A 19,716-nucleotide genomic window follows, 5' to 3' on the forward strand; every position below is an offset into this window, starting at 1 on the left:
CCATGGCGCAGACGATCCGGCGGAGCGGCAAGGGCGTGCGGCGCGCGGCGGCGGCCAAGGGCGCGCAGCGCAAGGTGGCCACCGCCAAGAAGCAGACCGGCAACGTCATCGATGGCGTGATGCAGTGGCTGCCGTTCAGCGAGGAGACGCTGCACCGGATCGTGCTGGCGGTGATCCTCGGCGTGGCGGCGATGCTCGTGTGGGTGGTCGCCAGCATGGCCGGCGTGCCGATGCTGGCGCAGGAAAAGCTGGCGCAGGTCGCTTCGGGCGCCGGGTTCGAGGTCAAGCGCGTCGAAGTGCGCGGCGTCAACCGCATGAACGAGCTGAAGATCTACGAAAAGGTGCTGGGCCAGCGCGATCAGTCGATGCCCCGGCTCGATATCGACGGGTTGCGCGGTGATCTGATGCAGCTTTCGTGGGTCAAGGACGCGCGCGTTTCGCGCCAGTTGCCCGATACGCTGGTGGTGGACATCGTCGAACGATCGCCCCACGCGGTGCTGCGCAAGGGCGGCAAGCTGGTGCTGATCGACGATACCGGGCACGAGCTCGAACCCGTTTCGGCCGCGCGCGCCAAGGGCATGCTGGTGCTGGAAGGCGAAGGCGCGGGTGAAAAGGTGCAGGATCTCGGGCGCCTGCTCGATGTCGCCCCGGCGCTGAAGCCGCAGGTCGCCGAAGCCGAATGGATCGGCAACCGTCGCTGGAACATCATGTTCAAGACCGGGCAGGTGCTGGCGCTGCCCGAAGGCGATGACCAGTCCGCAAGCGCACTGCTCGGCTTCGCGCGGATGGACGGGGTGAACCGCCTGCTCGGCGGCAAGGTGGCGAGCTTCGACATGCGTGCGTCCGATCGCATGTACCTGCGCGTGCCCGGCCACGCCGACGAAGTGGCGGCCGATCAGCGCGCCGCCGCCGAGGCCAAGGCCGCCGCGAAGAAGGCGGCGCAACTCGCCCGGGCGAAGGCGGCGGAGAAGGATCAGTAGGCCGTGGCGGCTCCGCGCATCACCAGGCTTTTCGCTGCGGTCAACATCGGCTCGTTCCGCGTTTCGGCGATGATCGCCGGGCTTTCGGAAACGGGCGAGATGATCGTGCTCGGATCGGGCCACCGCGCCGCGCAGGGGATCAAGCGCGGCTATGTGACCGACATGCAGGCCGCCACCCATTCGGTGCGCGACGCGATCGAACGGGCCGAGAAGATGGCCAACACCGGCGTGCAGAAGGTGTGGATCGGCTGCTCCGGCGCGGGGCTGGTGAGCACTACCGCCCGGGTCGAGGTGGACATCGGCGGCCGCCGCATCGAACAGGACGATATCGAGCATCTACTCGTTGCCGGGCGCGAGGTGATCCAGCCTGATGGCCGCATGGTGCTGCACGCGCAGCCTGCGCACTACACGCTCGATGGCGCGCATGGCGTGCCCAACCCCAAGGGGCTCCATGCCGAACGGCTGGCGGTGGACATCCACGTCATGCTGGCCGATGGCGCGCCCATCCGGAACCTGACCGAGACCGTGCAGAACGCGCATCTGGAGGTCGAGGCCGTGGTCGGTTCGCCGGTTGCAGCGGGTCATGCCTGCCTGACGCCGGAAGAGCGCGAACTCGGCGTCGCGCTGGTGGAATTCGGCGCGGAAGTGACGACCGTTTCGGTCTATGCCGCCGGCATGTTGCTGGGCATGCAGGTCATCCCGTTCGGTTCGGGCGACATCACGGACGCCGTTGCCTCGGCCTTCGGTATCCGCCGCTACCAGGCCGAGCGGCTCAAGTGCATGTCCGGCTCGGCCATCGCCAGCCCGGCCGATCACCGCGAGATGATCCCGGTCAACGCGCCGGGCGATCCCGAAGGCGCGGGGCCGCTGGCGCGCCACGCCGACGACAAGAACCGCATTCCCCGTGCCGAACTGATCTCGGTCATCACTCAGCAGCTCGGACACTTCACAGAAGAAGTGGGCAAGGCGCTGAAAGCGATGGGCTTTTCCGGCCAGCGCGGCCAGCAGGTCGTGCTCACGGGCGGGGGCGCGCAACTGCCGGGGCTGGCCGATTACGCGCAGTCCGCGCTCGGCCGCCCGGTGCGGATCGGCGCCCCGCCGACGATGATCGGCCTGCCGCCAGGTCTTGCCACGCCCAGTTCCTCCACGCTCGTCGGGCTGGTGCTCTATGCCGCCGCCGATCCGGTGGACATCCGCGCGGTTGGTCCAGCCTACCAGCCCAGCGCGCGCTATTCCGGCCTGGGACTCGTCACGCGGGTCTATCGGGCGTTGCGGGAATACTTCTGATGTGCGCGCCCGATCACGGCAAGTTATCCACCGCTGCGCGCCTGAATAGCGGATTTTGCGAACCATTCGGCCGCTCATCCTGTGGAAAAGGTCTATTTAACCTTTATTCGACGAATCCAACTGTGCCACAGGTCGGCTAAGTTCAACCGAAACGCACCCAACCCGAACGGGAGACCGCTATGAGCATCAACATCGGACCGCCGGCCATCGATGAGCTTCGGCCCCGCATCACGGTGATCGGTGTTGGCGGCGCGGGCGGAAACGCCATCGCCAACATGATCAGCGCCGGGATCGAAGGCGTCGATTTCGTCGTCGTGAACACCGATGCGCAGGCGCTGAACAACTCGATCGCCGAAAACCGCATCCAGCTTGGGCCGGCGATCACGCAGGGCCTGGGCGCGGGCGCGCGGCCCGAAGTCGGCCGCGCCGCCGCCGAAGAGACGATGGAAGAGATCGAGCGCGCGCTCGACGGCGTCCACATGTGCTTCATCGCCGCCGGGATGGGCGGCGGCACCGGCACCGGTGCCGCACCGGTCATCGCCGAAGTCGCGCGCAAGAAGGGCGTGCTGACCGTGGGCGTGGTCACCAAGCCGTTCCTGTTCGAAGGCACGCGCCGGATGCGTTCGGCGGAATCGGGCATCGAGGAACTGCAGAAGCACGTCGATACCCTGATCGTCATCCCCAACCAGAACCTGTTCCTGGTCGCCAAGGCGGAAACGACCTTCAAGGAAGCGTTCCAGCTGGCCGACGAAGTGCTGCAGCAGGGCGTGCGCTCGATCACCGACCTGATGGTCATGCCCGGCCTCATCAACCTCGACTTTGCCGACGTGCGCTCGGTAATGGGCGAAATGGGCAAGGCGATGATGGGCACGGGCGAGGGCGATGGCCCGAACCGCGCGCTCGAAGCGGCCGAACGCGCCATCGCCAATCCGCTGCTCGATGGCGTGTCGATGCAGGGTGCCCGCGGCGTAATCATCTCGATCATCGGCGGCGACGACATGAAGCTGCTCGAAGTCGACGAAGCGGCCAACCATATCCGCGAACTGGTCGATCCCAACGCCAACATCATCTGGGGTTCGGCGTTCAATCCGGATCTCGATGGCAAGATCCGCGTCTCGGTCGTGGCCACGGGTATCGAGCAGAGCGCCGAAATGGCCGAACAGGCCGCGCGCCCGCTCAACCTTCCCGGCGCCTCGCGCGGTCCGGCGTTCCCGACGACGGCCCCCGTCGCCGCGCCCGAACCCGCGCCGCCCGTGCAGCAGGCTCCCGAGCCCGTTCCTGCCTGGACGCCGCCCGTGGCGGAGGCCGCTCCGGAACCGGAAGCCCTCGACCTCACGCTCGATCTCAGCGAGGAACATGCCGCGCCCGTGCCGCCGACTTCGGCGGCAGGCAACGACGAACTCGTGGTCGGCGGGTCCGAGGAAATCGGTGCTCCCCCGCGTTTCGGTGGCGAGGCATCCGACGTCCCGGCCGAACGCGCCACCCCGCGCGTGGCGCCGGGTGGCGGTGGCAGCACGCTGTTCGAACGCATGGCCAATCTTTCGCGTGGCAGCGGCAAGGCGGCCGATGACGAGGATGATGGCGGCGCACTGAATATTCCGCGCTTCCTCGGGCGTCAGAACAACCAGTAACGCGCGTCCGGACCTCCCGCCGCCGCAATTCGGACGGCGGGAGCGCCCGTTTCGCCGATCTGTTGTCGCCGGTTCTGCGGGATGTCGATAAGGGAGCGGCAACATGAGTCGCCATTTGTCGAAACGAACCGTCTGGCCGCGCGTTGCGGTCGGGCTCCTCGCCGCCTGCAGCGCTTCGGCGCTTTTCGCGCAACGTGCCACATCGGGTCCGGTCGACGAGGATGTGGACCAGCCGGAATCCGTGTCGCGCCCTGTGGTGCAACCCATCACCGGGCAGGTCGGCGGCACGCAGGCGCTCAACGCCGCGCTCAACCGGCTGGCGCGCGATCCGCGCAATATCGATGCCCTGATCGCGGCGGGTAACGCCGCGCAGCGTGTTGGCGACAGCGATGCCGCGCTGGGCTTCTTCAAGCGCGCGGACGAGGTTGCGCCGGGCAACGGCACGGTCAAGGCGCAGATCGGCGCGGCACTGGTCCGCGACGATCCGTTCTCCGCGATCCGCTATTTCGACGATGCCGAACGGGCAGGGGCTGATCTGTTTCCGATGGCGGCGGATCGCGGGCTGGCCTACGATCTGATCGGCGACAATGCCACGGCGCAGCGCTTCTACCAGGTCGCGCTCAGCCGTGGGCCTAATGCGGAAGTCGCGCGCCGCTACGCGCTCAGCCTCGCGATCGCCGGGGATCGGCGCGGATCGGAGAACGTGCTGAACCCGCTGTTGCAGACGCAGGACCGCGCGGCGTGGCGCACGCGCACGTTTATCATGGCGATCTCCGGCCAGCAGGATGAGGCGGTGTCGGTCGCCTATGCCTCGATGCCGCAGCAGCTTGCTGCCGGCATCACGCCCTATCTGCGCTACATGCCGCGGCTGACCCCGGCGCAGCAGGCCGCCGCCGCCAACCTCGGGCGATTCCCGCGCGCGGCGGATATCGGCCGTGATGAGCCGCGCGTCGTGCAATATGCCGCGCTCCATCCGCGCGCGCCGCGTGCCGATGCCGCGCTGATTCCGACGGGCGAGGCGTTGGGGACGCAGGCGGCGGACCGGCCCAGCCGCGAAAAGCGCCGCCGTCCGGGCCGGGCGGAACCGGTGCGCGTTGCATCGGCGACGCCCGCGCCGACGGCCTCCTCCCCGACCCGCCCGGCAACGGGCGTCGGCGTGTCGTTGTTGCCGACGCCGTCGCCAGCGCCGGCACCGGTGCCGCCCCCCGTACCCATGCCGTCGCGCACGGTCACGCAGCAGCCTGTTTCGGCGGCCGCTTCCGCGCCCGTGCAGGTAGCGACGGCGGCGTCTCCATCTGTCGGCTCGACCGCCGCGTTGCAGCCGACGGGCGAGCGGCCGCTGGTGATTCCGCGCCCCTATCCGGCCTCGCGGCTCGACGGGCCGCCGCCTGCCAGCAGTATCCCGCCCGCCGCGATGGCCGCGCCGGCACCTGCCCCGGCGGCGGTCCAGGTCGCCACGGCCGCCGCTACGCCCGTCGTTACGCCGACTCCGACGCCCGCGCCCGCGCCCGCGCCAGCAACAGCGCCAGCACCAGCGCCCACTCCCGCACCCTCCCCGGGTTTCGATCTGTCGCGGGTGCAGGGCAGCACCGCCACCGCCCAGGCTGTTCCGACACCAGCTCCGGCCGCCACACCGCCCCCCGCGCCGACTCCGGCTCCCGTGGCCGAACCGGTTCAGGTCGCGGCGGTCGCGCCATCCGCGGCGCCACCGCCCACCGCGATTGTCGAACCGGCCCGGTCTTCGCCCGCGGCATCCGCGCTGCCTGCCGATGCCGCCGATTTCCGCAGCCTGTTCGAAGGGTTCCGTCCGCCCGAAGAGGAGCGGCATCAGGCCGTGGCCGCAGTCGACATCTCGCGCATCCAGCCCGCGCGGCCCAAGCCTCCCGAGGAGAAGCCGGCCCCGGTCAAGGCCGCCGAATCCAAGCCCGCCGAACCCGAACCTGCCGATCGCGCGACGCGGCGTCGCGGGCGCGCTGCAGCCACCGAGGAGGAGGCCACCTCCGCGCCCGGCCCGCGCGGGCGCGAAACCGCGTCGGACATCCGGGGCAGGGGCTCCAAGGATGCGAAGGACGCCAAGGAAACCAAGGGAGCTAAGGGCAAGGGCGCGAAGGCCCGTCCGCCCGCCAGTCCCAGCCGCGTCTGGGTGCAGGTGCTGACCGGCGCCAATCGCGATGTGATGGGGCGCGAATGGCAGCGGATGGTGCGCGAGGCGTCCGTGCTGCGAGCGCGCAAGCCCTATATCACGCCGTGGCGCAGCAATTTCCGGCTGCTGACCGGTCCGTTCGACAGCGACGACGACGCGCAGGCCTTCCTCAACCAGCTGCGCCGCGCCGGCGTCAGCGGCTTCCAGTGGACCAGCCCGGCGGGGCAGGCAGTCGATCCGCTTCCCGCGCGCTAGGGCGCCCGCGCGGGCTTTCGCATCCGAACCGGATGTTCACCCCTTGTCCACATGTTATAAACAGCCTTGTCGAGTTTTGCCCAACGACGGGTTAACCGTTGATTGTCCCCGGCCCCGCGCTCCGCGATGGGTCAGGACAGGCGAACGGCAGATTGCTCGTTTGCGATGGATGGAGTGTCTGATGCGGACCGGTCACGACGAAAGCGAACGCGATGACGCGGCGCCCGTCGACATGCTCGCCTCGCTGTTCGAGGCGCGCGGCTGGCCGTTCGAATTCGTTTCGGACGACGAGATACTGGGCGAGATCCAGGGCAGCTGGGCCAATTACCAGATTCGTTCGATCTGGCGCGCCGAGGACCACGTTCTGCAGATTCTCTGCCTGCCCGATATTCGCGTGCCTGATGACAAGAAGGGCGCGGTCTTCGAGGTCATGGCGCTCATCAACGAACAAGTCTGGCTGGGCCATTTCGATATCTGGTCGAACGGCGGCGTGCTGCTCTATCGCCACGGCCTGATGCTGGGTGATGACGGGCTGCTCAGCCTGACCCAGGCGCAGACCGCGATCGAGGCGGCGGTCGACGAATGCGACCGTTTCTATCCCGCGTTCCAGTTTATCCTGTGGGGCGACAAGACCCCGGCCGATGCCCTGGCCAGCGCGCTGGTGGACGCCGCCGGGGAAGCCTGACGGGTTTCAGCCCGCGCGCGTGAGTCCGGAAGCGGGCGGGCGCCACCCGAGATCGCGTTTCAGCACGTGCACCGTATAGCGGGCATCAGCGTGGATTTCATGGCGGACGGTGTGCGGAACCACGGCGAGGGCCGCCAGTGCCAGCATACCCCACAGGGCGATTGCCAGCGGCGCGCTCCACATGAGTCCGCGCACCAGCTTTGCCCTCGTTTGCGTGTCGGTGTTGTCCATGGCGATCACCATACCGCGCCCGGCATGACCGAAGACTGAGGGCCGAATGAAAATCCGGACAGGATTGCGGCACCGGCGCCAGATGCCATCGCTTCGATCGTCATTGGCCATTTGAAAACATCCTGATCGAGCGCGCTCTTGCCTTTGGCGCGATCCTGGACCAGTCGCGGTTCCGAAATCGCGGCGCAGGAGACAGATCATGACGGTGCAGATCCTTCAGTTCGGGTGTGGCAACATGGGCGGCGCCATGCTCGCGGGCTGGCTGGCGGCGGGCTCCGATCCGGCGGCGTTCACCATCGTCGATCCCCGGCTGGAAGCCGCGCCGGCGGGCGTGCGGCTGGTGCGCTCGATCGCCGAGGCCACGGGCGCTTATGATGTGGTCCTGCTGGGGTTCAAGCCGCAGCAGTTCGCCGATGCCATGGCCACGGTGCGGCCGTTCGTGACCCAGGGAACGCTGCTTCTCTCCATTCTCGCCGGGGTCGATCTCGCCACGCTGCGTGGTGCCTTTCCCGATGCCGGGGCGGTGGTGCGCGTCATGCCAAATCTCGCCGCCGCGCTCGGCAAGTCGCCGATCGCGCTGTTCGGCGATGCGCAAGGGGATGCGCGCGCGCTCACCGATAGCCTGATGGCGCCGCTGGGGCAGGCCGAATGGCTGGCCGGGGAAGGCCAGATGGACCTCGTCACCGCGCTGGCCGGGTCCGGGCCGGCGTTCGTCTACCGCTTCATCGATGCGCTGGCAGAGGCGGCGGCGTCGCTCGGCCTCGCGCGCGAACAGGCGGATCGCCTGGCGCTGGCCATGGTCGAAGGCGCGGCGGCGCTGGCGGCCTCGTCCGACCATTCGCCCGGCGAACTCGCCCGCCGCGTGGCGAGCCCAGGCGGCGTGACGCAAGTGGGCATCGACGTGCTCGATGCCGATCGCCGGCTGGTGCGCCTGCTCGAAGACACCCTGCGCGGCGCGCGCGATCGCAGCGCGGAAATGACCGAACAGGCGCGCGCGGCGGCGAAGTAGGTCTTGAGAACAGGGCGCGCGGAAAGCCCACCCTGCTGCGACTAGCGCCGCCTCCGGCACCGCAAGTCTCACTCCCCTCCCGCAAGCGGGAGGGGTTGGGGGTGGGGCCGAACCGGGACAGAGGCCGGTACCGCAAGCCCGCGATGGCCATCGCAGGCGCCCCCATCGTCGCTCCCGCAACAAATTCTTACAATTCGCGACCGGTTCCCGGTTCCGGTTTCGCTTGAAACCCGCCCGCGATGCTACGATATTGCCGTGTATCGGGCATTGTGCCCGGCAACGGAGTTTTGGAAACAATGGCAAACTGGAACGATCCTCAGCCCACTCGGACGGGCTTCGGCGCGTCTCCGAGCCTTTCCGGCGCCTATGGTCGCGGCGAAGTCTTCGACGCCGGCCTGCGGCGGTACATGCTTTCGATCTACAACTACATGGCTTCGGGCGTGCTGCTTTCGGGCATTGTCGCGCTGCTGTTCGCCACCACCGGCATGGCCGCGGCGGTGTTCGGCACGCCGCTGCGCTGGCTCGTGGCGCTCGCGCCGCTGGGCTTCGTCATGGTGATGAGCTTCGGCGTCAACCGCCTGTCCACCGCTGCCATGCAGGGCCTGTTCTGGGCCTTCAGCGTGGTGATGGGCATGTCGCTGTCGGCGATCTTCTTCGTCTATACCGGCCCTTCGATCGCGGTGACGTTCTTCGCCACCGCAGGCGCTTTCGCCGGTCTCAGCCTGTTCGGCTATACCACGAAGAAGAGCCTTTCGGGCATGGGCAGCTTCCTGATCATGGGCCTGTTCGGCATCCTGATCGCGTCGCTGATCAACATCTTCCTGCGCTCGCCGGGCCTTGCCTGGGGCATCAGCTTCCTGGGCGTGCTGATCTTCGCGGGTCTGACCGCCTATGACACGCAGCGCCTCAAGGAAACCTACGCGCAGGTCGCCGGCACCGATTTCGTCGGCAAGGCGGTCGTGCTGGGTGCGCTGACGCTTTACCTGGACTTCATCAACATGTTCCAGTTCCTGCTGCAGTTCATGGGCGATCGCCGCTGATCTGCGGAACGCGCGGGCATTTGTTGCCCTGAAGCGCGGGCCTGACGCGCCACAGTGTGGACAAAACGGGATGCCCGGCGGCCGGAAAGGGTCGCCGGGCATTTTCTTTGCCGTCTCGCGGGGTTACAGCGCTGCTTCATCTTGGAGACAGGCAGCGGCAGGCATGGTCGCGCGCTTCGGGCTCTTCGGGGGAGTACAGATGTTCCGTTTTTCGCGCCTTTCGGGGCCAGCTATCGTTACCGGCGGCACGGTTGCCGTTCTGACCGTCGCACTCGCGTCCTGCGCGCCCAAGGTCGTCCCGCCGCCGCCTCCGCCGCCCCCGCCGCCGAAGGTGGTCATCATCCCGCCCAAGCCGATGCCGCCCAACGGCGCCAGCAACAACCTTGCCTTCCCGGCAGCCGATGCCAACGGGCTGCGCGAATCCGTCAACCGCAACATCTCGCCGTCGCAGATGCTGTGGAACCTGCGTTCGGCGTACAACGTCGCCGCGCTCAACTGCAACGAACCCAAGCACGCCAACATTCTGGTGCGCTATCGCGCGTTCCTGAAGAACCATGCGCGCACGCTCACGGCCGCGAACAAGAAGGTCGATGAGGAATTTCGCAAGAAATATGGCGCGCGCTTCACCGCTCCGCGCGAACAGTACATGACGGCGGTTTACAACCACTTCGCGCTGCCGCCCACGCTGCCTCATTTCTGCGATGCCGTGCTGGCGGTCAGCGAGGATGGCGAAGCCGTGAAGTCGGTCGATCTGGAAGCCTTCGCGGTGCGCAGCCTGCCTAACATCGAAGTGGTGTTCGACGATTTCTACCGCCGCTACGAACAGTACCGCATCGATCTGGCCGCATGGCAGGCGCAATACGGCCAGCCCGTGGCTCAGCCGGCCTCGGCCGTGGTGCTTCCGGCCACTGCGGGCGGCGGAACGGGCACCTCGCCAAAAAAGTGATTTTTGGTCTTTCATCGGCGGGAGGGCTGCGCTAAGGGGCGCGCTCCCGCCGGTCCATGGCGTGTCATGGGCAAGCGGAAGATACTGGGAACGGGGCCGTAGCTCAGCTGGGAGAGCGCGTCGTTCGCAATGACGAGGTCAGGGGTTCGATCCCCCTCGGCTCCACCAGTATTCTTAACCGGCCTCTTGTCGGGTGCTATCAAGAGGTGAGGGCGGCGGCCGCAGAGCCGCGCCGACCTCAATCGAAACAGCGCCCTGCCGCCGGACACCAGGACCCATGCATTTTCTCGACCAGGCCAAGATTTTCATCCGTTCGGGCGCCGGCGGCCCCGGCGCGGTCAGCTTCCGGCGGGAAAAGTACGTCGAATATGGCGGCCCCGATGGCGGTGAAGGCGGCAAGGGCGGCGATATCGTGTTCGAGGCGGTGGCCGGCCTCAATACCCTGATCGATTTCCGTTACACCCAGCATTTCAAGGCGCAGCGCGGCATGGGCGGCGCGGGCAAGAACCGCACCGGAGCGGGCGGCAATGATCTTGTCATCAAGGTGCCGGTCGGCACGCAGGTGCTCGACGACGATCGCGAAACCGTGCTGGCAGACCTGATCGAGGCCGGCCAGCGCATCACCCTGCTGCGCGGCGGCGATGGCGGGCGCGGCAACGCCAGCTACAAGACCAGCACCAACCGCGCGCCGCGCCAGTCCGGGCCGGGCTGGCCGGGGCAGGAAATGTGGGTCTGGCTGCGGCTGAAACTGCTGGCCGACGCGGGTCTTCTGGGCCTGCCCAACGCCGGCAAGTCCACCTTCATCAACCAGATCACCAATACCAAGGCGAAGGTCGGCGCCTATGCCTTCACCACCACGCGGCCGCAGCTGGGCGTGGTGCGCCATCGCAACCGCGAATTCGTGCTGGCCGACATTCCCGGCCTGATCGCCGGCGCGGCGGACGGCGCGGGGATCGGCGATCGCTTCCTGGGGCACATCGAACGCTGCCGCGTGCTGATCCACCTGATCGATGTCCACGGCGATACCGATCCGGTGGAAGCGATGCACATCGTCGAGGAGGAACTGGAAGCCTATGGCGCCGGGCTCGATGAAAAGCCCCGCATCGTCGCGCTCAACAAGATCGACCTGGTCGATGCCGAACTGGTCGAGGCGTTCTCGCAGGAACTGCTCGAAGCCGGGGCGGACCGCGTGTTCCCCATTTCCGGCGCGACCGGCAAGGGCATGGACCGCCTGCTCGATGCCGTGCTGGACTATCTGCCTGCCGCCACCGTTACCGAACGCCCGATGGGCGAGGTGGAGGACGAGGAAGACCGCCAGCCGTGGTCCCCGCTGGGATGACCGCCCGACCGTGATGGCGGCGCGGCGGCGGTGGCACGTTCACCCGTGCCGCATTTCGCCCCGATCGCCCTTCACGTCCCGCCCCATTTCCCGTAAGCGGCGCGGACCATGAAGATTGCCCAGCTTGCCCATCTGTCCGATCCCGCCACCTGCCCGCGTCTGGTGGTCAAGGTCGGGTCCGCGCTGCTTGTCGGCAAGGACGGGCAGCCCCGCCGCGAATGGCTGACCGCGCTGGTCGCGGAAATCGCCGCCGCGCGCGGGCGCGGGCAGGAAGTGATCGTGGTGTCCTCGGGCGCGATCGCGCTCGGCGCCCGCCGGCTGGGGCTGGCCAAGGGCGGACGCGGCAGCCTGTCCGATGCGCAGGCCGCCGCTTCGGTCGGCCAGATCGCGCTGGCGGGGCTGTGGGCGGAGCTGCTGGGGCAGCACGGCCTTACCGCCGCGCAGATCCTGCTGACGCTGGAAGACCTCGAAGACCGCCGCCGCTATCTCAACGTCACGGCCACGCTCGGCACGCTGCTCGCGGCCGGGGCGGTGCCGGTGATCAACGAGAACGATTCGGTCGCCACGCAGGAAATCCGCTTCGGTGACAACGATCGGCTGGCCGCGCGCGTGGGGCAGGCGGCGGGCGCGCAGGGCGTGCTGCTGCTGTCCGACATCGATGGCCTCTACGATCGCGATCCACGCCAGCCCGGCGCGGTGCGCATTCCCGTCGTGAAGGGCGTAACCCCGGAAATCCACGCCATGGCCACGGGCGGTTCCTCGTCCGGCCTCGGCTCCGGCGGCATGACCTCCAAGCTGCAGGCGGCGGAGATCGCGGAACTCGCCGGCATGGCGCTCGCCATCATCGATGGCCAGCCCGTTTCGCCGATCGGCACGGCGCTGTCCGCCGATCGTGGCACGCTGTTCCTGCCGCGCGGGCGGCGGCAGGCGCGCAAGGCATGGCTGGGGGGCAAGCTGCGCGTGCGCGGTTCGGTCACCGTCGACGAGGGCGCGGTGCGCGCGCTGCGAGGCGGCTCCAGCCTGCTCGCCGCCGGCGTCACCACGGTCGAGGGCCAGTTCCAGCGCGGCGATGCCATCGCCGTCACCGGCCCCGATGGCGCGATCCTGGCGCGCGGCCTGTCCGAATACGATGCCGCCGAATGCGCCCGCTTGCTCGGCCGCCATACGCGCGAGCACGAAGCGATCTTGGGCTATGCCCCGCGCAGCGCCCTGATCCACCGCGATCAGCTTGTCCTGTTGTGAAGGCGCGCGGCTGATGGCGGGAGAATTGCTGGCGATCACCGGGGCCACGGGCTTCGTCGGACAGGCCGTGCTGGACCACGCCGCGCGTGCCGGGCTGGAAGTGCGCGCGCTTGCCCGCCGTCCGCAGGAACCGCGCGCCGGGGTCGAATGGGTGCAGGGCGATCTGGCAGACAAGGCCGCGCTGCGCCGTCTCGTCGGCCGGGCGAGCGTGGTCCTCCACATCGCCGGCGTGGTCAGCGCGCCGGACGAGGCGGGCTTTCGCGAAGGCAACGTTACCGGCACGCTCAACGTGGTCGAAGCCGCGCTCAACGCGGGCGTGCCGCGCCTGGTCCACGTCTCTTCTCTGTCCGCGCGCGAGCCTGGGCTGTCGCTCTACGGCGCATCGAAGCTGGGGGGGGAGCGCATGGTCAAGGCCAGCTGCCTCGACTGGACGGTCGTGCGCCCGCCCGCGGTCTACGGCCCGCGCGATACCGAGATGTTCGAGCTGTTCAAGCTGGCCCGGCGCGGCGTGGTGCCGCTGCCGCCCGAAGGCCGGCTCTCGATCATTCATGTCAGCGATCTCGCCCGCCTGCTGCTGGCGCTGATCCCCGGCGGCGAGGACGTGACGCACAAGGTGTTCGAGCCGGACGACGGCCAGCCCGGTGGCTGGACCCATGTCGGGCTGGCCAAGGCGATCGGCGTCGCCGTGGGCCGCCGTGTCGCCGCTGTGCCGCTTCCGCCGGGCGTATTGCGGCTGGGCGCGCGGGCGGACCGCCTGTTCCGGGGCAAGGGCGCCAAGCTGACGGAGGACCGCGTCGGCTATATGTGCCACCCGGACTGGCAGGTTACCGACGGCGCCCGCCCGCCCGAACACGTGTGGAAGCCCCAGGTCGAAACCCGCATGGGCCTCCACGCCACCGCTGCCTGGTATCGCGAGGCCGGCTGGATGAAGTGACGGGCGGGGGTGCAATCCGTGACCCGCCCCCAACATCGTCATTGCGAGCGCAGCGAAGCAATCCAGAGTCCCGCGCGCCGCCCTGGATTGCTTCGGGGCTTTGCCCCTCGCAATGACGAAGGATGGCTCCAAACGAAAAAGCCGCCCGGTTTCCCGGACGGCCTTTCGCGCTACCACAACCTGACGCGGGGCGTCAGATGTGGGGCGTCAGATGTGGATCGGCTTGCCCGTCACCGCCATCGCGGCTTCCTTGATCGCTTCGGAATGCGTGGGATGGGCGTGGCAGGTATAGGCGATGTCCTCGCTCGTCGCGCCGAATTCCATGGCCTGCGCCGCCTGCGCGATCATCGTGCCCGCCACGCTGGCGATGCACCACACGCCCAGCACGCGGTCGGTCTTGGCGTCGGCGATCACCTTCACGAAGCCGTCCGGCTCATGGTTGGTCTTGGCGCGGCTGTTGGCGAGCATCGGGAACTTGCCGACCTTCACGTCACCGCGCTCCCTGGCCGCTTCCTCGGTCAGGCCCACGCCGGCGAATTCGGGCTGGGTATAGACCACGCCCGGAATCACGTCGTGGTTCACGATGCCGGTCAGTCCGGCGATGTTCTCGGCCACGGCGATGCCTTCGTCCTCGGCCTTGTGCGCCAGCATCGGGCCGGGGATCACGTCGCCGATCGCCCACACGCCGTCCACGGCGGTGCGGAAATCGTGGTCGGTCTCGATCTGGCCGCGCGCGTTCAGCGAGAGGCCGATCGCGTCCAGGCCCAGCCCGTCCACGTTCGGACGCCGGCCGATCGAGACGAGCACGACATCGGCGTCGAGCACTTCGGCCTCGCCGCCTTTGGCCGGTTCGACGGTGACCTTGGCGGCCTTGCCCTTCACCGCCACGCCGGTCACCTTGGTGCCCAGCTTCAGGTTCAGGCCCTGCTTCTTGAAGATCTTGCCGGCTTCCTTGCGCACGTCGCCGTCCATGCCGGGCAGCAACTGGTCGAGGAATTCGACCACGGTCACCTCGGCGCCGAGCCGCCGCCAGACCGAGCCAAGCTCCAGCCCGATCACGCCGCCGCCGATCACCACCATCTTCTTCGGCACGGAGGCCAGTTCCAGCGCGCCGGTGCTGTCCACCACCACGCCGCCGGCGTTGTCGATGGTCACGCCCGGCAGCGGGGTGACCGACGAACCCGTGGCGATCACCACGTTCTTCGCGGTCACCGTCTTGCCGGCAACCTCCACGTTGTGCGCGTCCTTGAACGTGGCATAGCCCTTCAGCCAATCGACCTTGTTCTTCTTGAACAGGAACTCGATGCCGCCGGTCAGGCCCTTCACGGCTTCCTTGCGCTGGCCCTGCATGGTGTCGAGGTCCAGCTCCGGCGTCACCTTGATGCCCATCTTGGCCATCGCGCCGTTCCTGGCCGCATCGAAGTATTCCGATGCGTGCAGCAGCGCCTTGGACGGGATGCAGCCGACGTTGAGGCACGTCCCGCCCAGCGTCTCGCGCCCTTCGGCGCAGGCGGTCTTCAGGCCCAGCTGCGCCGCGCGGATCGCCGCGACATAGCCGCCGGGGCCGGCACCGATGACAAGCACGTCATAGTCGTATTCAGCCATTGGTCTTCTCTTTCGTCATCCCGGCGAAAGCCGGGATCTCGGGCCGCCAGATGCGACCCAGCCGAACGAGGCCCCGGCTTTCGCCGGGGCGACGCATTCCTCAAAGGTCGATCAGCAGGCGCGTCGGGTCCTCGATCGCTTCCTTGATCGTCTTCAGCGCGGTCACGGCTTCGCGGCCATCGATGATGCGGTGGTCATAGGACAGCGCGATGTACATCATCGGCCGGATCACGATCTGGCCATTGCGCACCACCGGACGGTCCTCGATGCGGTGCAGGCCCAGCACGGCGGACTGCGGCGGATTGATGATCGGGGTGGACATCAGCCCGCCGAACACGCCGCCGTTGGAAATGGTGAAGGTGCCGCCGGCCATGTCGGCCATGGTCAGCGCGCCGTCACGCGCTTTCTTGCCGTAGTCGGCGATGGCCTTCTCGATGTCGGCGAAGCTCATCTTGTCGACATCGCGCACCACCGGCACGACCAGACCGTTCGGGGCCGAGACCGCGACCGAGATGTCGACGTAGTCGAAATAGACGATCTCTTCGCCCTGGATTTGCGCGTTGACCGAAGGGATGTCCTTCAGCGCCAGCACCGATGCCTTGGCGAAGAAGCTCATCAGGCCCAGCTTCACGCCGTGCTTCTTCTCGAACACGTCCTTGTACTTGGCGCGCGCTTCCATCACCGCGCCCATGTCCACGTCGTTGAACGTGGTGAGCAGGGCGGCGTTCTCCTGCGCGCTCTTCAGCCGCTTGGCGATCGTCTGGCGCAGGCGCGTCATCTTGACGCGTTCCTCGTTGCGGCCGGCGGTCGACGCGGCAGCGGGCGCTGCAGCGGGGGCAGGGGCCGAAACAGCGGCGGCGGGCGCGGCCTGCTTGGCCTGCGCTGCGGAAAGGACGTCTTCCTTGGTCAGGCGGCCATCCTTGCCGGTGCCCTTGACGGTCGAAGGATCGATCCCGTGTTCCAGGACCGCGCGGCGCACGGCCGGCGAAAGCACGGCGGCGTCGGCATCGGCGGTGGCGGCGGCGGGAGCCGAAGCAGCGGCGGGGGCCGGAGCAGGGGCCGGGGTGGTAGCGGTAGTGGGGGCGGCAGCGGCGCCGCCTTCCTCGATCACCGCCAGCAGCGCGCCGACCGAAACGGTATCGCCTTCGGCCACCATCAGCTGGCCGATCACGCCGGCGGCCGGGGCGGGGACCTCCACCGCGACCTTGTCGGTCTCAAGGCTGGCGATGGGCTCGTCCACGGCCACGGTGTCGCCCGGCTTCTTCAGCCACTGGCCGACGGTCGCTTCGCTGACGCTTTCACCGAGCGTCGGAACCTTCACTTCGATGGACATTGCTTGGTATTCCTTGGGAAGAATGGGGGGCTAGGCTGCGAGGGCGGGCTTCAGGCCTTCTTCTTGCGCCGGATTTCATCGCGAACGGAAAGGCCCAGCGCGTCGGCTACCAGCGCCGCCTGTTCGGCCGCGTGCCGCTTGGCAAGGCCGGTGGCGGGCGAAGCCGCCGCGTGGCGGCCGGCATAGCGCGGACGCCCCACCTTGCTCTTGGCGGCCTTCAGCGATTCCTCGATCAGCGGATCGACGAAGAACCACGAACCGTTGTTGCGCGGTTCTTCCTGGCACCACACCACGTCCTCCAGGTTCGGCATTCGCGCCAGACGCGCTGCCAGCGGTTCGCCGGGGAAGGGGTAGAGCTGTTCGAGCCGGATGATCTGCACGTCGTCCAGCTCTGCCGCGTCGCGTGCCTCGATCAGGTCATAGGCGACCTTGCCGCTGCACAGCACCACGCGGCGCGTCTTGTCGTCGGCGGAACCGTTGGTGTCCGACAGGATGCGCATGAAGTGCCCATCGCCGATGAAGTCGGTGGCGGAGGACTTCGCCAGTGGGTGCCGCAGCAGCGACTTGGGCGTCATGATGATCAGCGGCTTGCGGAACGGCCGGTGCATCTGGCGGCGCAGGACGTGGAAGTAGTTGGCCGGCGTCGTGATGTTGCAGACCTGGATATTGTCTTCCGCGCACAGCTGAAGATAGCGTTCGAGGCGGGCGGACGAATGCTCCGGACCCTGGCCTTCGTAGCCGTGCGGCAGCAGCATCACCAGGCCGTTGGCGCGCAGCCACTTGGCCTCGGACGCGGCGATGTACTGGTCCATCACGATCTGCGCGCCGTTGGCGAAATCGCCGAACTGCGCTTCCCACAGCACCAGCGTCTTCGGGTCGGCGCTGGCATAGCCGTATTCGAAGCCCAGCACGCCGTATTCGGACAGTGGGCTGTCGTGCACCTCGAAACGGCCGTGCGGCAGCGTGGCCAGCGGCACGAACTTGTGCTCGTCGGTCTGGTCGACCCACACCGCGTGGCGCTGGCTGAACGTGCCGCGCCCGGAATCCTGCCCGGAAAGGCGCACGTTGAAGCCTTCGGTGACAAGACTGCCATAGGCCAGCGCCTCGCCGGTGGCCCAGTCAAAGCCTTCGCCGGTCGCGAACATCTGGCGCTTGGCGTCGATCACGCGGCCCAGCGTCTTGTGGATGGTCAGGTCGTCGGGCACCGTGGTCAGCACCCGGCCCAGGCTTTCGAACAGCTTGCGCTCGATCCCCGTGGCCACGTTGCGGCGCGCGGTGACCGGATCGGCCGGCTTGTTGAGGCCCGACCAGCGTCCGCCGAACCAGTCGGCCTCATTGGCCTTGTAGGTGTTGGCCGCCTGGAATTCGGATTCCAGCGTCGCGGTAAAACGGTCCTCGTTTTCGCCCTTCCAGTCCTTGTCGATCACGCCCTGTTCGACCAGACGGTCGGCATAGAGCGCGGAGACCGGCGGATGCTGGCGGATCTTGGCGTACATCAGCGGCTGGGTGAAGCCGGGTTCGTCGCCTTCGTTGTGGCCGAAGCGGCGATAGCACCACATGTCGATCACGATGTCGCGGCCGAACTGCTGGCGATAGTCGATCGCCAGCTTGCAGGCGAAGGTCACCGCCTCGGGATCATCGCCGTTGACGTGGATGATCGGCGCCTGCACGCCCTTGGCCACGTCCGACGGGTAGGGCGATCCGCGCGAGAACTGCGGGCTGGTGGTAAAGCCGATCTGGTTGTTGATGACGAAGTGCAGGCACCCGCCGGTGTTGTAGCCGCGTACGCCCGAAAAGCCGAAGCATTCCCATACAATGCCCTGGCCGGCGAAAGCGGCGTCGCCGTGGATCAGCACGGGCAGCACCTGCTTGTGCTTGCCCTTGCCGATATCATCGCGGAACGCCTGCTGCGCGCGCGTCTTGCCCAGCACCACCGGGTCCACCGTTTCCAGGTGCGACGGGTTGGGCTGCAGGCTCATGTGCACCTTGATCCCGTCGAACTCGCGGTCGGTGCTGGTGCCCAGGTGGTACTTCACGTCGCCCGATCCGCCCACGTCCTCGGGGTTGGCGGTGCCCCCTGAGAATTCGTGGAAGATCACGCGGTATGGCTTGGCCATCACGTTGGCCAGGATGTTCAGGCGGCCGCGATGGGCCATGCCATAGATGATCTCGCGCACGCCAAGCTGGCCGCCGTACTTGATGACGGCTTCCAGGGCCGGGATCATCGATTCACCGCCGTCCAGGCCGAAGCGCTTGGTGCCGACGTACTTCTTGCCCAGGAACTTCTCGTACTGTTCGCCGCGGATCACGGCAGCCAGGATCGCCTTCTTGCCGTTGGGCGTGAAGTCGATCGCCTTGTCGCCGCCCTCGATGCGGTCCTGGATGAAGCGGCGCTCCTCCACGTCGGCGATGTGCATGTACTCGAAGCCGATCTTGCCGCAGTAGTTCTGGCGCAGGATGTCGACGAGCTGGCGGAAGGTGGCCCATTCCAGCCCCAGCGCGCCGCCGAGATAGACCTTGCGGTCCAGCGCCGCGCCGCTGATGCCGTGGTATTCGGGCGAAAGGTCGGCCGGCAGTTCCTGCCTGGCCAGGCCCAGCGGATCGAGGTTGGCCGCCAGATGGCCTCGCACGCGGAACGTGCGGATCAATGTCATGGCGCGGATCGAATCCGATGCCGCCTGTTCCAGCGCGGCTTCGTCCAGCGCGGGCGCGCCGGGCTTCTTGGCGGCCTTTTCCACCACCAGCCGCAGCGCCATCGGGTCGAGCGCCTGGGTCAGGTCATCGCCCTGCGCGGCATCGGTGATCGGCCAGCGCTTGCTCTGCCACGAAGGGCCTTGCTGCGGGCCTTCCTGGCTGGGATCAACGTCGAATTCGTGCAGTTCTTGGCCCATGGTCTCGGTCCAGTCCTTTCCCCGGGGAGGAGGGGATCAGTCAGCCCCCGAACGGCGGGGGCATCAGGGATGCGGCGTCCCGGTTTGCGGCCGGGTGGCGACCGGTGGAATATAGGCAGTCGGCCCGTGTTCCGCGAGATCGCCGGATGAAAGATGGTCCCCATT

At 68.0% G+C, this 19,716-nt stretch carries 15 protein-coding genes and 1 tRNA gene; 12 read left to right on the forward strand and 4 right to left on the reverse strand.

The window, feature by feature from the left end; genetic code table 11:
- Positions 1 to 2: 2 nt before the first annotated feature.
- The 5 genes from EH199_RS09570 to EH199_RS09590 all read left to right on the forward strand — a co-directional run bounded on the left by EH199_RS09570 (position 3) and on the right by EH199_RS09590 (position 6,981).
- Positions 3 to 980 (forward strand): cell division protein FtsQ/DivIB, encoded by a 978-nt coding sequence (locus EH199_RS09570; protein ID WP_124809026.1) that lies wholly within the window; start codon positions 3 to 5, stop codon positions 978 to 980.
- 3 nt (positions 981 to 983) lie between these two features.
- Positions 984 to 2,267 carry a cell division protein FtsA gene (gene ftsA / locus EH199_RS09575; protein WP_124809027.1) on the forward strand — a complete coding sequence of 428 codons (1,284 nt, stop codon included), beginning with the start codon at positions 984 to 986 and terminating at the stop codon, positions 2,265 to 2,267.
- 179 nt (positions 2,268 to 2,446) lie between these two features.
- Positions 2,447 to 3,898, forward strand: coding sequence for a cell division protein FtsZ (ftsZ, locus tag EH199_RS09580; protein ID WP_124809028.1), 1,452 nt, complete (start codon positions 2,447 to 2,449; stop codon positions 3,896 to 3,898).
- 103 nt (positions 3,899 to 4,001) lie between these two features.
- Positions 4,002 to 6,296, forward strand: a complete 2,295-nt coding sequence (locus EH199_RS25015) for an SPOR domain-containing protein (RefSeq protein WP_124809029.1) — start codon at positions 4,002 to 4,004, stop codon at positions 6,294 to 6,296.
- Between the two features lie 181 nt (positions 6,297 to 6,477).
- Positions 6,478 to 6,981 (forward strand): YbjN domain-containing protein, encoded by a 504-nt coding sequence (locus tag EH199_RS09590; protein WP_124809030.1) that lies wholly within the window; start codon positions 6,478 to 6,480, stop codon positions 6,979 to 6,981.
- 6 nt (positions 6,982 to 6,987) lie between these two features.
- On the opposite strand, the gene EH199_RS09595 is transcribed toward EH199_RS09590, so the two are convergent.
- Positions 6,988 to 7,323 (reverse strand): hypothetical protein, encoded by a 336-nt coding sequence (locus EH199_RS09595; protein WP_124809031.1) that lies wholly within the window; start codon positions 7,321 to 7,323, stop codon positions 6,988 to 6,990.
- Between the two features lie 88 nt (positions 7,324 to 7,411).
- On the opposite strand from EH199_RS09595, the gene proC reads away from it, so the two are divergent.
- From proC to EH199_RS09630, 7 genes are all read left to right on the forward strand, one after another.
- Complete coding sequence (proC, locus tag EH199_RS09600) at positions 7,412 to 8,221, forward strand: pyrroline-5-carboxylate reductase (protein WP_190287202.1); 810 nt, start codon at positions 7,412 to 7,414, stop codon at positions 8,219 to 8,221.
- Positions 8,222 to 8,517: 296 nt separating this feature from the next.
- Positions 8,518 to 9,261 (forward strand): Bax inhibitor-1/YccA family protein, encoded by a 744-nt coding sequence (locus EH199_RS09605; protein ID WP_124809032.1) that lies wholly within the window; start codon positions 8,518 to 8,520, stop codon positions 9,259 to 9,261.
- A gap of 199 nt (positions 9,262 to 9,460) precedes the next feature.
- The gene (locus EH199_RS09610; RefSeq protein WP_124809033.1) at positions 9,461 to 10,207 is read left to right on the forward strand and encodes a hypothetical protein; all 747 of its coding nucleotides are present in this window, start codon (positions 9,461 to 9,463) and stop codon (positions 10,205 to 10,207) included.
- Between the two features lie 92 nt (positions 10,208 to 10,299).
- Positions 10,300 to 10,375: transfer RNA gene (locus EH199_RS09615), tRNA-Ala, on the forward strand.
- Between the two features lie 109 nt (positions 10,376 to 10,484).
- The gene (gene obgE, locus EH199_RS09620) at positions 10,485 to 11,546 is read left to right on the forward strand and encodes a GTPase ObgE (protein WP_124809034.1); all 1,062 of its coding nucleotides are present in this window, start codon (positions 10,485 to 10,487) and stop codon (positions 11,544 to 11,546) included.
- A gap of 108 nt (positions 11,547 to 11,654) precedes the next feature.
- Positions 11,655 to 12,788, forward strand: coding sequence for a glutamate 5-kinase (gene proB / locus EH199_RS09625; RefSeq protein ID WP_124809035.1), 1,134 nt, complete (start codon positions 11,655 to 11,657; stop codon positions 12,786 to 12,788).
- Between the two features lie 13 nt (positions 12,789 to 12,801).
- Entirely contained in the window at positions 12,802 to 13,722 is a 921-nt protein-coding gene (locus tag EH199_RS09630; RefSeq protein ID WP_124809036.1) for an NAD(P)-dependent oxidoreductase, read from the forward strand.
- A gap of 207 nt (positions 13,723 to 13,929) precedes the next feature.
- Here the strand turns inward: EH199_RS09630 and lpdA are convergent, their stop codons facing one another.
- The 3 genes from lpdA to EH199_RS09645 form a co-directional block, all read right to left on the reverse strand.
- Entirely contained in the window at positions 13,930 to 15,327 is a 1,398-nt protein-coding gene (lpdA, locus tag EH199_RS09635; RefSeq protein WP_124809037.1) for a dihydrolipoyl dehydrogenase, read from the reverse strand.
- Between the two features lie 100 nt (positions 15,328 to 15,427).
- Positions 15,428 to 16,660 carry a 2-oxoglutarate dehydrogenase complex dihydrolipoyllysine-residue succinyltransferase gene (gene odhB, locus EH199_RS09640; RefSeq protein WP_124809038.1) on the reverse strand — a complete coding sequence of 411 codons (1,233 nt, stop codon included), beginning with the start codon at positions 16,658 to 16,660 and terminating at the stop codon, positions 15,428 to 15,430.
- 50 nt (positions 16,661 to 16,710) lie between these two features.
- On the reverse strand, positions 16,711 to 19,551 hold the full coding sequence (locus tag EH199_RS09645) for a 2-oxoglutarate dehydrogenase E1 component (RefSeq protein ID WP_124809039.1): 2,841 nt from the start codon (positions 19,549 to 19,551) through the stop codon (positions 16,711 to 16,713).
- Between the last annotated feature and the right edge of the window lie 165 nt (positions 19,552 to 19,716).

Source organism: Novosphingobium sp. LASN5T (assembly GCF_003856955.1).
GTDB lineage: Bacteria > Pseudomonadota > Alphaproteobacteria > Sphingomonadales > Sphingomonadaceae > Novosphingobium.

Bases quoted from the DNA above. Each gene is read 5' to 3' on its own strand.
- lpdA (WP_124809037.1), bottom strand. From the start codon at position 15,327: ATGGCTGAATACGACTATGACGTGCTTGTCATCGGTGCCGGCCCCGGC.
- EH199_RS09645 (WP_124809039.1), bottom strand. From the start codon at position 19,551: ATGGGCCAAGAACTGCACGAATTCGACGTTGATCCCAGCCAGGAAGGC.
- obgE (WP_124809034.1), top strand. From the start codon at position 10,485: ATGCATTTTCTCGACCAGGCCAAGATTTTCATCCGTTCGGGCGCCGGC.
- proB (WP_124809035.1), top strand. From the start codon at position 11,655: ATGAAGATTGCCCAGCTTGCCCATCTGTCCGATCCCGCCACCTGCCCG.
- EH199_RS09570 (WP_124809026.1), top strand. From the start codon at position 3: ATGGCGCAGACGATCCGGCGGAGCGGCAAGGGCGTGCGGCGCGCGGCG.
- proC (WP_190287202.1), top strand. From the start codon at position 7,412: ATGACGGTGCAGATCCTTCAGTTCGGGTGTGGCAACATGGGCGGCGCC.
- EH199_RS25015 (WP_124809029.1), top strand. From the start codon at position 4,002: ATGAGTCGCCATTTGTCGAAACGAACCGTCTGGCCGCGCGTTGCGGTC.
- EH199_RS09605 (WP_124809032.1), top strand. From the start codon at position 8,518: ATGGCAAACTGGAACGATCCTCAGCCCACTCGGACGGGCTTCGGCGCG.
- EH199_RS09630 (WP_124809036.1), top strand. From the start codon at position 12,802: ATGGCGGGAGAATTGCTGGCGATCACCGGGGCCACGGGCTTCGTCGGA.
- EH199_RS09610 (WP_124809033.1), top strand. From the start codon at position 9,461: ATGTTCCGTTTTTCGCGCCTTTCGGGGCCAGCTATCGTTACCGGCGGC.
- odhB (WP_124809038.1), bottom strand. From the start codon at position 16,660: ATGTCCATCGAAGTGAAGGTTCCGACGCTCGGTGAAAGCGTCAGCGAA.
- EH199_RS09590 (WP_124809030.1), top strand. From the start codon at position 6,478: ATGCGGACCGGTCACGACGAAAGCGAACGCGATGACGCGGCGCCCGTC.
- ftsZ (WP_124809028.1), top strand. From the start codon at position 2,447: ATGAGCATCAACATCGGACCGCCGGCCATCGATGAGCTTCGGCCCCGC.
- EH199_RS09595 (WP_124809031.1), bottom strand. From the start codon at position 7,323: ATGGCCAATGACGATCGAAGCGATGGCATCTGGCGCCGGTGCCGCAAT.